Source organism: Scytonema hankhaensis NUACC26 (assembly GCF_045865695.1).
Taxonomy (GTDB): Bacteria; Cyanobacteriota; Cyanobacteriia; order Cyanobacteriales; family Nostocaceae; genus Scytonema.
The window spans coordinates 25,166-40,110 of sequence record NZ_BAACAP010000190.1; the positions used below are offsets into that span (position 1 = coordinate 25,166).

The following is a 14,945-nucleotide window of genomic DNA, read 5'->3' on the forward strand; positions in this document are numbered from 1 at the left end:
GCCGCAAAGGCGCAAAGGAAAAGTACGCAAAAATTGACTTTTGCAAGAACTTTAATAAACTTGAGAAAAAGTTATGAATAATCATGTTAAATCAGAGGCAAACACATCACCGGTCACTGGTCACTGGTCACTGGTCACTGATAAACTGGTCACTGATGTTCTGATTGTTGGCGGTGGACCGGTTGGTTTATCAACAGCACTTGAATTGCGTTATCAAGGTATTAATTGTATTTTGATAGAGCAATCGGATGGAGTAGTGATTGACCCTAAGGTCAGCACGGTTGGACCTCGCTCGATGGAACTTTACCGCCGTTGGGGTATCTCTAAGCAAATACGCGATGCTGGATGGCCTGTTGACCATACTTTGGATGTTGCTTGGGTAACGGCAGTAGGAGGTTATGAAATATACCGAGTTCATTTTCCATCATATGCCGAAAGAACCTTACCCGAATATACGCCAGAACCAGAGCAAGTTTGTCCTCAAAATTTGGTTGCACCCGTTTTAATGGATGCATTGGGACAATATCCATCAGGAGTCATTAAGCTTCTTTGTCGTTTGGATAGCTTTGAACAAACGGAGGAAGAAGTGGTTGCTCATGTAACAAATGTAGACTCGGGAAACACGGAAACTATCCACGCCAAGTATATGGTGGCTTGCGATGGTGCTCGCAGTACAGTCCGTAAAGCTTGCAACGTTGAAGCTCCATCATTCCATTCCACTCAACTGTTTCAAAGCGTTGTGTTTAATGCACCAAAGTTAGGAGAGCAGTTGGGTTCGAGCAATGCTATGGTTTTCTTCCTAGTTAACCCTACCTTACAAGAGCCACTCCGGTCTGTGGATGGACGGGGATCGTACCGTCTCATTCTGAAACCAAAAGAAGATGGTCAGTTGCGCGATCCAGAAGAAGCCGTTCGAGAAGCGATCGCAATAGATACCCCTATTGAAATCGTTTCCAATCTGAAATGGTATCTTACCCATCGCGTTGCAGACCAATTCCGTCAAGGGCGAGTGTTCTTTGCAGGCGATTCTGCTCATACGCTCTCGCCTTCCGGTGGTTTTGGGATGAATACAGGGATCTGCGATGCACTCGACCTAGGTTGGAAACTAGCGGCTACACTCAAAGGCTGGGGCGGAGAAAAGTTGCTCGATACTTATGAAATGGAAAGGCGTCCCATCGCAGTCAGAAACTTAGAAGAAGCTAATGCCAACCTCCAACGCGGACAAAAACGTACCGTTCCTCCAGGAATTATGAGCGATTCTCCCGAAGGCGAAGCAATGCGTCGTTCTATGGCTGAGGGTTTAGAGCGTAGTGGCGTTAAGCGCGAGTTCGACGCACCAGGAGTTCATTTTGGATTCCGTTACGAGTCGGCGATCGTGATTCCTGATGGTACGCCTCCCAACAGCGATCCTTTCCAATGGACTCAAAGTAGTTATCCCGGAGCGCGAGCACCTCATGCATGGTTAGAACCTAACAAATCTATATTGGATCTTTTTGGTCAAGGGTACGTGCTGCTATGCTTTCAAGGACAACAAGGAACTGACACTTTTGCCAAAGCTTGCTACGAAAGACGAGTTCCACTGACAATCAGCTTTATCGAAAAACCAGAGATTGCCCAACTTTACGAAAAAGCTTATGTCCTCGTGCGCCCAGACGGACACGTTGCTTGGCGAGGCGATACTTTACCTAGTGACCCAGGGACTCTTATCGATCGCGTCCGAGGCTGTTTTTGATTATGAAACTTTATTACGCTCCAGCCTCATCCTATTCCCAGCGAGTCCTGATTGCTCTTTATGAAAAAGATGTAGCTTTTACACCTATAGAAGTTAATCTTTTTGATAAAGAAGAGCGATCGCGCTATACAAAAATTAACCCTTTTGCCAAAATTCCCACACTAGAAACCTCATCCGGTCAAATACTATTTGAGGCTTGCATAATTATCGAGTATCTCGACCAATACTTTCAGAATAGACCCCATCTCATCCCACAAGATCCAAAGCTAGCTTTAGAAGTCCGAATGCTCGAACGAATCATTGACACTTACATCAACCGAGGACGCGAAGCGTTATTTTCCGACTCTCAGCGTCTGGTAGAAGAACAAGGGAGTAGTGAGGTAAAGAAAGCACATCGGTTATTAGAGACAGCGTGTTTGCAACTCGAACAACGATTATCAGATAGAACTTGGCTAGGCGGAGAAGAATTTTCCCTTGCAGACTGTGCTGCTGCACCCACCCTAAGTTACCTACGTATGGTTTACAGCTACAAGCATTTCCCTAAATTAACAGATTATGTGCGACGTTTAGAATCCAGACCATCTGTAGCAAAAGTTCAAAACTCTGGACGCGAGCAAATGATACAAATGCTGTCAGCGTTAAAAAACCCACTTGAATTAGTGCCATTGGATAATGGCTAATGGCTAATGGCTAATTGTATTAGGGACTTCCAAATAAAAAAATTTACTAAAATTTCTTGTGGTGCGGGCTTCTAGCCCGCCACTGACACAGGACGGGCGAGGACGCCCATCCCACAAGATAGATAATTTATTTCTTGGAAATCCCTTAACCACTAACAACTAACCACCAACAACTAACGGAGAAAAAATGACTGTTTCTACAATTGAAAGACTCAACCCATTTATACCAGAAGTCATCGCCGATCCTTACGCAGTCTATCGTCGATATAGAGAAGAAGACCCCGTACATTGGGGAATTTCAGCAAATCCCCAATTACCTGGTGCTTGGTATATCTTCCGTTACGACCATGTCATGCAAGTGATGGAAGACCGAAGATTTGGTCGCGAAACTTTGAACGAACGTGAGGATGTTGAAACCACACCAGTACCAACAGCATATAATGCATTCTTATCTCTGGTTAGTAACTGGATAGTTTTTCGAGAACCACCCAATCATACACGACTAAAATCTCTGGCTAGCAAGGCATTCACCCCAAAAATTGTCGAAAATATTCGTCCTGCTATTTACCAAATTGCAGATAATTTGTTGGATAAAGTTCAAAATCGTGGAGAATTGGACTTGGTTGAGGATTTTGCTTTCCCTCTGCCAACAAAGGTTGTTGCTATCATGCTAGGTGCTGACCCAGAAGATTTGCCTCTGTTTCGTCAATGGGCGTTAGCTATGCAGCATGCGAGTGCTTCCCGTTTGAAACCACCACCAGAAGTTTACGAAAAGGCAAACCAGGGTGCTCAGTCATTTATCGACTATTTTACTCCTCTGATTAAAGAGCGACGCGCTAATCCACGGGAAGACTTAATCTCAGCTTTAGTTAAGGCTGCTGACGAGGGCGACAAATTGAGCGATTTTGAAATTGTCGCTACTTGTACTCACTTGTTGACGGCGGGACACGAAACTACAATCAATCTGATTGCTAAGGGAACTTTGGCATTACTCCGCCATCCAGAAGCACTCAAGAAGTTACGTTCTCACCCCGAATTTATTCCTGCTGCAGTGGAAGAGTTCGTCCGCTACGACACGCCAATCCAAATGGTGACACGGTGGGCTTATGCAGATGTAGAGGTTGGTGATAAGTTAATTCGGCGCGGGGACAGCATAGGTCTCATGCTTGGCTCAGCGAACCGAGACCCCGCCCAATTCAAAAATCCCGATGTCTTGGATATACAACGTCAAGACAACAAACACAGTGCCTATGGTGGTGGTATCCATTATTGCCTCGGTTCGTCTCTAGCCCGTGCTGAGGGTCAGATTGCTATAAACGTGTTGCTAAACCGTTTACCCGAACTTCGTTTGCTAGATGAGAAAATTGACTGGGCTAACAACATCGTGTTTCACGGTCCCAATCATCTACGAGTTGGTTTTAATAAACCTGTAGTTTAGGGAGTAGAGAGTAGTGAATTCCCGGCTTCTTCTTAAGCAAGTCGGGAATTTTGTAGAAGGTAAGGGACTTCCAAATAAAAAATAATCAACTTTCTCTTGTGGAACGGGCGAGGACGCCCGTTCTTTGTTAGTGACGGGCTAAAAGTTCCGCAGTCGCACGCCACTTGCTTCAACTCTTGGAACCCGATAGCGTCAGGTTTTGGAGCGATAAGCTGAGTACAGCTTGTGCTTCGCAGCGCACTCTAGTTTGTTTGCTTTAAGCTGATTTCAAAAGACAACTCAGAGGTGTAGAAGCAGACATTAAACTCTGCAAAGAAGTTGACATGACCAAGCAATAAGGGAACATTGTTGGACTGACTCCAAGCGAATACTAAAGGAACTGGTGGGAACTCACCTAGTGTTGCTATCAAAATTAACCCTCGTGCTGGAAATTGTCCCAAACTTCCTCCCAATTGCAATAGTGTTGTTTGCTCTGACCAAACTGCTCCTAACTGCTCTCCGATATCATACGGCAAAACATTGACATCAGCCCCTGTATCAAGCAAAGCAGTCACTTCTAAGAAGCGATGGCCACGAGCCCACACTAAGTCCAAAAATGGTACATAGAGAGTCAAACCTAAATTATTTTTCTTTTGAGTGTAGGCAAATCTCTGTCTTTTAGACATTTTTACTATGCTTGTATTCTTCTAGCATTTTATTCATCTTATGAGCCGCTTCATAACAATCATAAGGCGAATCTATAGAGTCATTTACATGAGCTTGAAACTTATACAAAGAGCTTTCAGTTTCTTCTTCTCTAGAAAGTTCCAGTATCAAAAATTGCATGACTTTTAACTTATCAGCACGAGATAGTTTTTGCAGATTTGGTAGCAGTTCGTTAACAGGCATAAATACAATTATATGTGACGCTAAATTGATAGTATCATGAAGTAAAAACCTAGTACATAAAGGCAGAAGTACAAAGGTAGAGGGCTGAAGGCGTAAAAGCTTGTATTGTATGCTTTTTGTCTGTTGGTAATAGTTGCCTTATTTACAGATGATTTAAGTACGGTTGGGTTGAGGAACGAAACCCAACATTTCATCGAATTATTGGGTATTATCTGACGGGTTCCCAGCCTCTAGGCTGGGAACCCATTCCCCGGAGGCTCCGCCTCCAGTAGACTGATTTTGACTGTAGATAACGCCGGGATAAATTCAATTTGTCGATCGTATAGGACAGGCGATCGCTATTTGTCAACTATCATTTTTATATACCTTGCTACGATGCCCTACTCTAATCACAGTGACTAATAAAAAATTATCTTCTATTTCATAAATAACTCGGTAATCTCCTACTCGAATTCGATATGAATTCTCATCTTGTAATTTTTTTACACCGTTTGGACGAGGTTCTATTGCTAAATCTAAAATTTTTGAATCGATTCTTTCCTTAATATCTATTGGTAATTTATTAAGTTGTTTAATTGCACTTTTAGAAAATTTGATTTGATAACTCACGCAATTTCTCTCTTATATCCATCCATATATTCATCCCAAGACACTGTACCGTTAATACGTATATCTTCCCTAGCTTCTTGAATAGCTTTTAAATCCTCTTCATCCTCTTCATCATCAATTTTTTTCAATAAAGCATAAATTTCATCTATGGTACTATCATATGCTTGATTTAATAGTACATTGATAGCTTTAATTAATTCTTCTCTCTCTTGTTCAGTTTTCATGATTAACCTCTTTGTATCTAGTGAAGAAAGTCCCTATCTTTAGGGGAACAGGGTGGGAAGTATCGAACACCACCCTGACTATAAATCTTGAAGAAAAAGCTCCGATATAGTTTTTAGGTAGTCAACTAAGATTGTAGCATCCATAAAGCGTCGCTTTGGTTATTGCTGATTTACAAGCATTATAGTTTAATAATATTGGTTATCAATGTTTAATGGGGTTGCACAAAATCTGATTGGTCAAGGTATTCCGGCTGTGGTGGCAATGCAGTATCTTGTTGGTGTGGATGCTGCAAGTGCTTTTGCAGAAGATTTTTACCTCTCGCTAGGACAAAAAGAGTCATTAGCGATCGCATTAGGTAACGGACAAACTGCTATGGGGATTGAAGGAGATCAATGGTATCGTCCCGTGCTCTATTTGCGTTGGGAGGATAATGATGGAGGACAGTTATTTAAGGATTCTCCTCTTCCATCTGATAGTACAATTCAGCGATCGCCTACACCTCCAGTGATATCACCTAAAAATCAACGAGCGCAGACTATGACTTTGACGTTAGATAATGAGCAACGAAAAAAACTGAGAGATGCTTTAATGAGTGCGTTTTTAAATAAAGCTGAATTAAAGAGGATGCTAGATGATAATTTAGGAATTCCTTTAAATACTATTGCAGATAGTGGAAATTATACAGATATTGTATATAATCTTTTAAAATGGGCTAATAGTCAGGGGTGGTTGCAAGACCTTGTACAGGCTGCATATACTACTAATTCAGGTAATCTAGAATTGAAAGAATTTATCAAAGAAATCAATTACCAGATACCTAATGAAAACAAAGACCCTTTAGGACAGCAGCTCGATATACTTCAAGGTCGATTAAGTGTTTTGTCTTCCCATCAATCTTGGAGTCGAGTGCAAGCAATTAAACTTAAAGAATTGAACAAACGGTTGGAAATTCGAGAAAGTGACTTTGAAGCAGTATCTAACCAGTTGAATTACACTGAAAACGCCCAAACTCGCAATAACTTACAACGACAACTTGAAGCGATCGAGCAGGATATGAAAAAAGTCGAAGAACAGATTAACGAATTAGAACATGATAGAAAGTAGAGTTTTGCAAATCAAAAAGAAGGTTCTTCAAGAACGCTTATACGCTTTGGAGAAGGAATATACGGCGCTGAATCAGCAATTAAACCATGAGGGAAATGCAGCAACTCTAGAAAAATTGAAGCGACAAATTCTGGAAAAAGAGAAAGAGATGCAAGAGGTTGAAGATGAGCTTAATAGCCTTATAAAACCAGAATCTACTCTAGATTCTCTGCTTCAAATTCTTCAAGCTTATCAAAATTCAGATATCATCGCTATTAAAAGAGCGTATCAAGTTTGCTGTCCTCAGGGTTTTCTGCAACAGAGTGATACTGTAGAAGACATTTTAGCAACTTTACAGGATCTCCCTAGTAATCATCAAAAATTTACTCCTCTTGATTTTTTTGTAGCGCAAAGACGAGGTGAAACATACCAAGCCCGTCCTGAAGAAATAGAGTTAGTTAACGCAGCTTTATATTTACGGCGACCTTTATTAGTGACTGGTAAGCCAGGAACAGGTAAAACTTCTCTAGCTTACGCTGTTGCTTATGAATTGAATTTGGGAGAAGTATTACACTGGTCAATTACAACTCGCACTACACTCAAGGATGGGCTTGATCGCTACGATGCGATTGGGCGGTTGCAGGATGCAAAAGGTGCAAGTGAGGATAATTTGAAAGAAATTGGGAACTATATTGACTTAGGACCGTTAGGAACGTACCAATGGAGAAGCATGGGTAAAGCGAGAGATAATGATAATCAAAAAAGATGACTGCACGGTGGTTCGTGGCTCAACAGCCCTGCTTTCTGTCGTTCCGCGTGTCGCAGCTACGGCGACCCGGTCAACGTCAACAACTATATCGGTTTTCGGTTGGTGTGCGTTGTGTTGTCGAGAACTCAGTAATCCTTAACACTTGAGCGCTTTTGCCCTTGACTCCTCTTTTCTTGGCACTTGGCGATCGCAACGGAGTGGACTGATATTAATTTTTTTCAAAAACCCAACTACACGAATATAGTATCTCATGTAAATTCCACTTTGTAAATTTTGCCTAAACTTTTCTCACATCCATATGGAAGAACTACCTATTATTCAAAAAACCTACGATTTGATTAAATGGTACGTGCCGATTCTGAATCGTTTACCCAAAACTCATAAATTTATCCTAGGGGATAGCGCCAATCGGCTCGAAAACTTCACTCGTGTCGAAACATTTGGCAACAATGCGGCGAACGATAACAACGATGTGAATTGGGTTAAGGTGACCGTAAAGCCCCTTAGCCGAGAGGTATTTTCGTATCAGCCACAGATTGTTCCCAACAATCGAGTAGCGCTTCCGTCTCCTTAAGGGATCTCGTTGGAATATATACAAAGTAAGACACAAAGCAACTTTTTTTAACAAAAAGTTGCTTTGTGAAGTGCAATTTGCCCAGTTGCACTAGACCAAATTAAATACACTCGCACTCGGCTGGGCATTGGGCATTGGGCAAAGCAAAAATATTATTGAAATTAATTGTGTCCAACTACTTAGAGTCATAAAAAGACAGAAAAGGTCAGAAAAAGTCTGCACTGAACGTACAGAGCTACTTGATTTCCGAAAAAACCTCAACCTTTGATGGTAACTAGATATAGCTAACATTCACTAAAGATGTTACATTCCTACCATCGGTTACTGGTCACTGGTCACTGGTCACTGGTCACTGGTCACTGGTCACTGGTTAAAGCAGTCTATTTAATGAGGTAAAAATAACGTGAGTCTTATACAAGGTTTAACAAAAGTAATTCTTTACGTACAAGATATAAATACACAAATACAGTTTTACCGCGACCTATTAGGGCTTGAGGTAAAGTCTTTTAAGAGTATAGATGGTCGTAGCGATAAACAGTGGGCAGAGTTTGCAACTGGTGAATGCACTTTGGTTCTCCACGGTAACATGGATGTAGACTTTGGGAAGGATAGACCTAAACTTGCATTTCACGTTGATGATTTTGAAACAGCTTACAATACTTTAATAGAGCGTGGTGTTAAACTCGGTCCTGTTCGTTCTCCTTCACCTGGCTTAAAAGTGGCTGAAGGTTTAGACCCAGAAAACAACCCATTTACAATTGATTGTCAACAATAAGTCAGTCGTCTCAACTAAAGCTAACTTGTTAGGAGCGTTATTTGTCATTGGTCATTTGTCCTTTGTAAGGGTTTGAGTGTGTTACACACCTTTACATAGTTCGAGTTGTTATCACCTATCTACTTAGTCAACTCGATAATGAAGTTTTAAGTACGAACTCTCCTCATCTCTTCATCTTTGATTCTTTATCATTTCAGAGGAAAAGTCATGTTAACCTCAGAACCAACCAAATCGAACAATTCAACTTCTAAGCTACCAGATGTCTTCTCGTTACCGGGTCCTAAAGGAAAGTTTTTACTAGGAAATCTGATGGAATTTGAACAAAGCCCCCTTGGATTTCTGACCCAATGCGCTCAACAATATGGTGGAATTGTCCCTTTTCATTTGGGATCGAGTCCATCTATTTTGATAACTGAGCCTGAGTATATCGAGCAAGTCTTTAAAAATCGGGAGTTGTTTGGTACGCCAAAAATATTGAAAGTCCTTTTTCGCACTTTGTTAGGTCAAGGGCTTTTGACGAGTGATGGAGATACTTGGTTTCGTCAGCGCCGTTTATCTCAACCTGTCTTCCACCAAAAACGGATTGCTGGTTATGGTGAGGTGATGGTTGCATATACAGAAAAAATGCTTGCTTCCTGGCAAAACGGAGAAACAAAGGATATTCAAGCTGAGATGATGCATCTCACTTTTAACATTGTGATGAAAACTCTTTTTAGTCGCGATGCAACTGACAAAGAGGCTCAGGATGTAGCTTTAGCAATGGGTTTGGCGGCTCCTTGGTTTGTGGAAAATCGTAAATCTCCGTTCCCTGCTTTGTCTAAGAGACTTCCAACTCCGTCTAATCGTCGTTACCAATCTGCTGTCCGCCAATTGGATAAGTATATTTATAGGATTATTGAAGAACGACGCTCGAGTGGAGAAGATCCTGGGGATTTGCTGTCACTAATGATGCAAGCACGGGATGAGGACGATGGCTCTCAAATGAGCGATAAGCAATTGCGCGATGCGATCGCAACTCTTATTTTCGCCGGACATGAAACCACTGCAAATAGTTTGGCTTGGACGTGGATGCTTTTAGCTCAGTATCCTGAAGTGCAAACCAAGTTACAACAAGAACTTCAAACAGTATTGGGCGATCGCACTCCGACTGTTGCAGATCTTGCTGCTTTGCAATACACCACGATGATTGTCAAAGAATCCATGCGGCTCTATCCAGTGGTATGGAATAGAGTGAGTGAAGCAAGTCAAGATTGCGAACTTGGCGGTTACAAAGTTCCTGTAGGTTGTACGGTAATTATTAGCCAATGGGTTATGCATCGTAGCGAGCGATACTTTGAGAATCCTGAAGTCTTTTATCCAGAGCGTTGGGCTAACGACTTAGAAAAAGAACTTCCCAAAGGTGTATATGCACCCTTTGGAGGTGGTCCGCGTACCTGCATTGGTAAAAGCTTTGCATCAATGGAAGCCGTTTTATTATTAGCAACTATTGCCCAAAAATTTGAACTCAATCTTATTCCCAATCAGTCAATTATTCCCGAACCAACTATGACTTTACAACCTAAAAACGGTATTAAAGTTGTAATTAATCAACGGGTCAAGTAAATGGTTTAAATTAAATCTTAAAGGAAAAATAAAATGGCTCCCTCTACTATGCAAGCTAAACCAACGAGTCCCGGAAATCTATCCCAAGATAAAAATTTTTACATCATTAATGCTTTAACACTCATAGCAATTTTAGGGGGGACAGTTTTTAACCCTGCTTTACCAACTATCTCGCAAGTTTTTAACGTTTCCAGCGAACAAGTCGCACTAGTCGCAACACTCTTTCAGTTACCTGGTGCTATTGTGACTCCCATATTCGGAATTTTAGCTGACACTTTTGGGAGAAAGCAAATCCTAGTTCCTTCACTGCTGCTGTTTGCTCTAGGGGGAGTGTTAAGTGGCTTTGCTCAAACCTTCCGAAGTCTTTTAGAGTGGAGAGTTGTACAAGGTATTGGAACTGCAAGCCTAGAATCATTGCAGCTAACTCTCATTGGTGACCTTTACAGGGGAAGACAACTCGGTGCTGTCATGGCATTTAATGCTGGCTTGATTGGTATGAGTTCAGCACTCTTTCCTCTCATCGGCGGGTTATTAACTGGATTCAGTTGGCGCTTCCCGTTTATGATATCCTTGATTGCTGTTCCGGTTGCACTGTTAGTTGTATTTACCCTCAAGCTACCAAAGCACCACACTAACCCTCAAAACTTTCAGCTAAAACCGTATCTGCAAAGTACTTGGAGTAGCATTAACAACCGTCAGGTTATAGGGTTGATGTTTGCGGTAATGATTCAATTCATGCTGCAAGTTGGAACCTGTTTAGTTTACATTCCAATTCTAGCTGGAGATTTGGGTGCATCTGCTGCTTTTAATGGTTTTCTACTCGCTAGCATATCAATATCTGTTGCGATCGTCGCTTCTCAATTAGGACGAATTACACAGAAATTTTCTGAAATCAAACTCATCAAATTTTCTTTCATTTTAGCTGCTCTGGCATTTATCATTACCCCTGCGATTCATAATGTTTGGCTACTTTTTATCCCTATCCTATTAATTGGTGCATCTCAAGGTTTGGCATTTCCATCCACCCAAGCACTGCTAGCGGGACTCGCCGCACAAGAATCTCGCGCTGGCTTTATGTCAGTCAATTCAACAGTTCAATCGTGGGGACAAACACTCGGTCCATTCTTAGGAAGTATCATTGATATGATCTGGGGAACCCGAATTGTTTTCGTAGGTAGTGCCATTATTTCCATCCTCTCATTGGTCATTTTCAATGCTCTACTAGCAACTAAAAAACCCAGCCCCAGCCCCTCTCCAGATAGCCCTACAGTTGCTCTCAGCTTTATTAATGCAGAACAAGTCAATCTTAGTGAAAGCTTTGTTGAAGTTCCTACAATTGCCGAAAAACCCGTTGCTAGATTGTTTCACGTTCAGAGTGACAAAGTTATTGAGTTACCAGATAACTTCTCTCTCATTCGGATAGGAAAACCTAACAAACGTAGTTTTCCTGATATTGATTTGTCCACATTACCCAATTCTGATATCGTTTCTCGAATTCATGCTGAAATTAAGTTTGAGGGAGGAGAGTACTATATTCAGGATATGGGTAGTTCTAATGGAACTTACATTAACAAATATCCTCTATTACCAGGAATTTGGTATAAGTTAAAGCCCGGTTTGACTTTCAGCATCGGTAGACGAGATGCAGTTTCTTTCAAATTTCAAATTGCCTAAAGGGATTTAGAGGATGTTTGAAAAGTGGTTTGCTGTCATTTTCATCACATTACCCCCCTTAGTCCCCCCGATGTATTGGGGGGAAATAAGAGAAATTTAGTTCCCTCTTGTATTGGGGGGAAATAAGAGAAATTTAGTTCCCTCGATGTATTGGGGGGAAATAAGAGAAATTTAGTTCCCTCGATGTATTGGGGGGGAAATAAGAGAAATTTAGTTCCCTCCCCAATACATCGGGAAGGGTTAGGGGGGGTAAGAAATATTTAATACATCAATCATGACTTTTAAAACATCCTCTAATGAACTCAGACTAACAATGAATAATTAGCATTCCTTGCACTGTGTAGATTCCTGCTAGATTCCCGACTTCTTGAAGAAGTCGGGAATCTTTTTGGTATAGGAGTCATAAAAAGACAGAAAAGGTCAGAAATAGTCTGCACTCAAGCTACAGAGCTATTTTTTTCCGAAACCCCCTCAGTTCTGCATGGTAGTTAAATACAGATGACATTCACTTAAAAGCATCAACAAATAACTACCAACCACTAACAACTAACCATTATGAAACTTCAAAAAGATAAATCAAATCTTACATACAAAGATAACAATCTCTACATCATTATCAGCGTGACACTGATATCTGTTATGGGTGTTATGGCTATTAACCCAGCGCTACCAGCTATTGGAAAAGCTTTTCAGGTTCCAGATGAACAAATTGGATTGGTGATGGCAAGCTTTTTGATACCAATTGCAATTGGAACTCCAATCTTTGGGGTTTTGGCTGATCGTGTTGGTAGAAAGAAAATTCTTATTCCTTCTTTACTTCTGTTTGCTCTAGGTGGAATTTTAAGTGCTTTTGCACGGGATTTTCGTAGCTTATTAGAGTGGAGATTTTTGCAAGGTGTTGGCGCTGCTAGTTTAGAGTCTTTGTCTCTGACTGTAATTGCTGATGTTTACTCTGGGAGGATGTTGACTGCAGCTATGGCATTTAACGCCAGTATGATTGGTCTTAGTGCAACAGTTTATCCTCTCATTGGCGGTGGATTAGCACAACTCAGTTGGAAATACCCATTTCTACTTTCACTTCTTGCTCTTCCAATTGCATTATTAGTGTTTGCAAGTTTAAAACTACCAAAAACTCAAAGTCAAAGGTCTGTTGAAGATAAAGATTTCAAGCTTGCAACCTACTTGAGAAGTACTTGGAAAAGCATTAACAATCGTTCCGTACTAGCATTGTTATTTGCTGTATTGTCTTTATTCATCTTGGAATTTGGTTCTTGTTTTATCTGTATTCCACTTCTAGCAGCAAATACTCTTGGTGCTTCTGGTGTAATTATCGGTACGCTTCTAGCTAGTATGGAAATAACTCTTGCTTTGTTTGCTTCTCAATTAGGATGGTTTGCTCAAAAGTTCTCTGAAATCACACTGATCAAAATTTCTTTCATCGTTTGTGCTGTATCACTATTGATTGCACCTTTAATGACTAATGTGTGGCTGCTTTTTATCCCTGTTCTCATATTTGGTGCAGGTCTTGGTATTGCACTACCATCTATCCAAACAGTATTTGCACGTCTTGCGCCAGAGGATAATCGTGCTGGATTTATGGCAATGAATGTAACTCTCCAATCTTTAGGAAGGGCGCTTGGTCCTGCTTTAGTAGGGATTGGCTTTGGATTTGTAGGAATTCAAGGAGCTTTATATGCTAGCGCAATCTTTGCTCTTGTCACATTTATAGTACTCAATTGTTTCCTTGTAAAAACAACACAAAAACCTCAGTTGCTCGGCAACGGCGAGCATTATATAGCGTAATTAATTGTGTATGGTGGGCAATGCTCACCATACTTGTATTCCCAAGCCCCAATCCCCAATCCCCAATCCCCTATGTATCTCTTAAGAAAAAGTTTATTAGTTTTTAACAATTTAAATTTAGCTAAGAAACTAACTGTACTCCTGTTACTTATATTTATTGAAGGCATTGCCCTAAGCGGAATAGCTTTAGCTAGTGTTCTAAATTATAAAACTCAAGATGAAATTAGCTCAAGTGCATGGTTGTTGCTTCAAACTATAAATTCTGTCCGTTCTTACACGACTACTGAAATCATTCCTCAATTACAATCTCGTTTAGATAATAATGAGTTTATACAGCAGGCTATTCCAGCTTATTCTTCACGAAAAGTTTTAGAAGATTTACAAAATAAAAATGATAAATTTCAAGACTTCCTTTATAAGGAAGCAATGCTGAATCCTACAAATATCCGAGATAAAGCAGATACTTTTGAAGCAACAATTGTTAAAGAATTTCAAAAAAATAAAAATTTGAAAAATTTATCAGGATTTCGCTCTCTTTTGGGAAAAAACTTTTTTTACATTGCTCTCCCTATATCTATAACTGAATCTAGTTGCTTGCAATGTCACAGTACACCTGATGCCGCTCCTAAAACTATGATTGATATGTATGGCGATCGCAATGGATTTGGCTGGAAATTAAATATGGTTAATGGTGCTCAAATTGTTTCTATTCCAGCCAATGAAGTTTTGCAAAAAGCTCGGCAATCTCTAGTTTTAGTTATGGGTGTTGTCACTCTCATTTTTGCCAGTGCCATATATACAGCTAACTTTTGGCTCAAACGTTACGTTGTCAAACCTATTAAACAAGTTGTCCGGGTAACAGAAGCAGTCAGTACAGGCGATCTAAATGCAGAGTTTGAGAAAGTATCAAATGATGAAATAGGTAGCTTGGTAGAAGCTTTTACACGTATGAAGCTGAGTTTGGTTATGGCAATTAGAAGGTACGAACGTTACCGAATGGTAAATCGAGAACCTCGCGATAAGTAGAAACCCTACCTACAATTATTTTTCTTTTCGCAGAGTGACAAAAAAGTGCTGACCGCTCTTGTTTCTT

At 40.7% G+C, this 14,945-nt stretch carries 15 protein-coding genes and 2 pseudogenes; 13 read left to right on the plus strand and 4 right to left on the minus strand.

The window, feature by feature from the left end; genetic code table 11:
- Positions 1-73 precede the first annotated feature (73 nt).
- The 3 genes from ACKTT2_RS19690 to ACKTT2_RS19700 all read left to right on the plus strand — a co-directional run bounded on the left by ACKTT2_RS19690 (position 74) and on the right by ACKTT2_RS19700 (position 3,850).
- Positions 74-1,732 carry an FAD-dependent monooxygenase gene (locus ACKTT2_RS19690; RefSeq protein WP_407889993.1) on the plus strand — a complete coding sequence of 553 codons (1,659 nt, stop codon included), beginning with the start codon at positions 74-76 and terminating at the stop codon, positions 1,730-1,732.
- Positions 1,733-1,734: 2 nt separating this feature from the next.
- Positions 1,735-2,412: a glutathione S-transferase family protein gene (locus ACKTT2_RS19695; RefSeq protein WP_407889995.1), complete on the plus strand. Its 678-nt coding sequence runs from the start codon at positions 1,735-1,737 to the stop codon at positions 2,410-2,412.
- 187 nt (positions 2,413-2,599) lie between these two features.
- Positions 2,600-3,850, plus strand: a complete 1,251-nt coding sequence (locus tag ACKTT2_RS19700; RefSeq protein ID WP_407889997.1) for a cytochrome P450 — start codon at positions 2,600-2,602, stop codon at positions 3,848-3,850.
- 242 nt (positions 3,851-4,092) lie between these two features.
- Here ACKTT2_RS19700 and ACKTT2_RS19705 read toward each other — a convergent pair whose 3' ends face one another.
- From ACKTT2_RS19705 to ACKTT2_RS19720, 4 genes are all read right to left on the minus strand, one after another.
- Positions 4,093-4,515: a pepsin/retropepsin-like aspartic protease family protein gene (locus ACKTT2_RS19705; RefSeq protein WP_407889999.1), complete on the minus strand. Its 423-nt coding sequence runs from the start codon at positions 4,513-4,515 to the stop codon at positions 4,093-4,095.
- Positions 4,508-4,738, minus strand: a complete 231-nt coding sequence (locus tag ACKTT2_RS19710) for a hypothetical protein (protein WP_407890001.1) — start codon at positions 4,736-4,738, stop codon at positions 4,508-4,510. Before ACKTT2_RS19710 ends, ACKTT2_RS19705 begins: the two co-directional genes overlap by 8 nt.
- 345 nt (positions 4,739-5,083) lie before the next feature.
- Positions 5,084-5,347 carry a type II toxin-antitoxin system RelE family toxin gene (locus tag ACKTT2_RS19715; RefSeq protein WP_407890003.1) on the minus strand — a complete coding sequence of 88 codons (264 nt, stop codon included), beginning with the start codon at positions 5,345-5,347 and terminating at the stop codon, positions 5,084-5,086.
- Positions 5,344-5,571, minus strand: coding sequence for a hypothetical protein (locus tag ACKTT2_RS19720; protein WP_407890006.1), 228 nt, complete (start codon positions 5,569-5,571; stop codon positions 5,344-5,346). The genes ACKTT2_RS19715 and ACKTT2_RS19720 overlap by 4 nt, the downstream gene beginning before the upstream one ends.
- Before the next feature lie 205 nt (positions 5,572-5,776).
- Between ACKTT2_RS19720 and ACKTT2_RS19725 the strand changes: the two genes are divergently transcribed.
- From ACKTT2_RS19725 to ACKTT2_RS19765, 10 genes and pseudogenes are all read left to right on the plus strand, one after another.
- Entirely contained in the window at positions 5,777-6,676 is a 900-nt protein-coding gene (locus tag ACKTT2_RS19725; protein WP_407890008.1) for an effector-associated domain EAD1-containing protein, read from the plus strand.
- Positions 6,663-7,052 (plus strand): annotated as a pseudogene (locus tag ACKTT2_RS19730) (hypothetical protein); the annotation flags it as partial. The gene ACKTT2_RS19725 and the pseudogene ACKTT2_RS19730, both read left to right, overlap by 14 nt.
- A 12-nt stretch (positions 7,053-7,064) precedes the next feature.
- Positions 7,065-7,370, plus strand: a pseudogene (locus ACKTT2_RS19735) (AAA family ATPase); the annotation flags it as partial.
- A 54-nt stretch (positions 7,371-7,424) separates the two neighbouring features.
- A complete protein-coding gene (locus ACKTT2_RS52345) occupies positions 7,425-7,556 on the plus strand; it encodes an SUMF1/EgtB/PvdO family nonheme iron enzyme (protein WP_500691389.1) in 132 nt (43 codons plus the stop codon).
- Between the two features lie 166 nt (positions 7,557-7,722).
- Positions 7,723-7,998, plus strand: a complete 276-nt coding sequence (locus ACKTT2_RS19740) for a hypothetical protein (RefSeq protein WP_407890010.1) — start codon at positions 7,723-7,725, stop codon at positions 7,996-7,998.
- A 403-nt stretch (positions 7,999-8,401) separates the two neighbouring features.
- Positions 8,402-8,773, plus strand: a complete 372-nt coding sequence (locus tag ACKTT2_RS19745) for a VOC family protein (protein WP_407890012.1) — start codon at positions 8,402-8,404, stop codon at positions 8,771-8,773.
- 207 nt (positions 8,774-8,980) lie between these two features.
- Positions 8,981-10,375 (plus strand): cytochrome P450, encoded by a 1,395-nt coding sequence (locus tag ACKTT2_RS19750; RefSeq protein WP_407890014.1) that lies wholly within the window; start codon positions 8,981-8,983, stop codon positions 10,373-10,375.
- Between the two features lie 33 nt (positions 10,376-10,408).
- Positions 10,409-12,049 carry an MFS transporter gene (locus tag ACKTT2_RS19755; protein WP_407890016.1) on the plus strand — a complete coding sequence of 547 codons (1,641 nt, stop codon included), beginning with the start codon at positions 10,409-10,411 and terminating at the stop codon, positions 12,047-12,049.
- A 555-nt stretch (positions 12,050-12,604) separates the two neighbouring features.
- A complete protein-coding gene (locus ACKTT2_RS19760; protein WP_407890018.1) occupies positions 12,605-13,852 on the plus strand; it encodes an MFS transporter in 1,248 nt (415 codons plus the stop codon).
- 72 nt (positions 13,853-13,924) lie between these two features.
- A complete protein-coding gene (locus ACKTT2_RS19765; RefSeq protein ID WP_407890020.1) occupies positions 13,925-14,878 on the plus strand; it encodes a c-type heme family protein in 954 nt (317 codons plus the stop codon).
- Positions 14,879-14,945 lie beyond the last annotated feature (67 nt).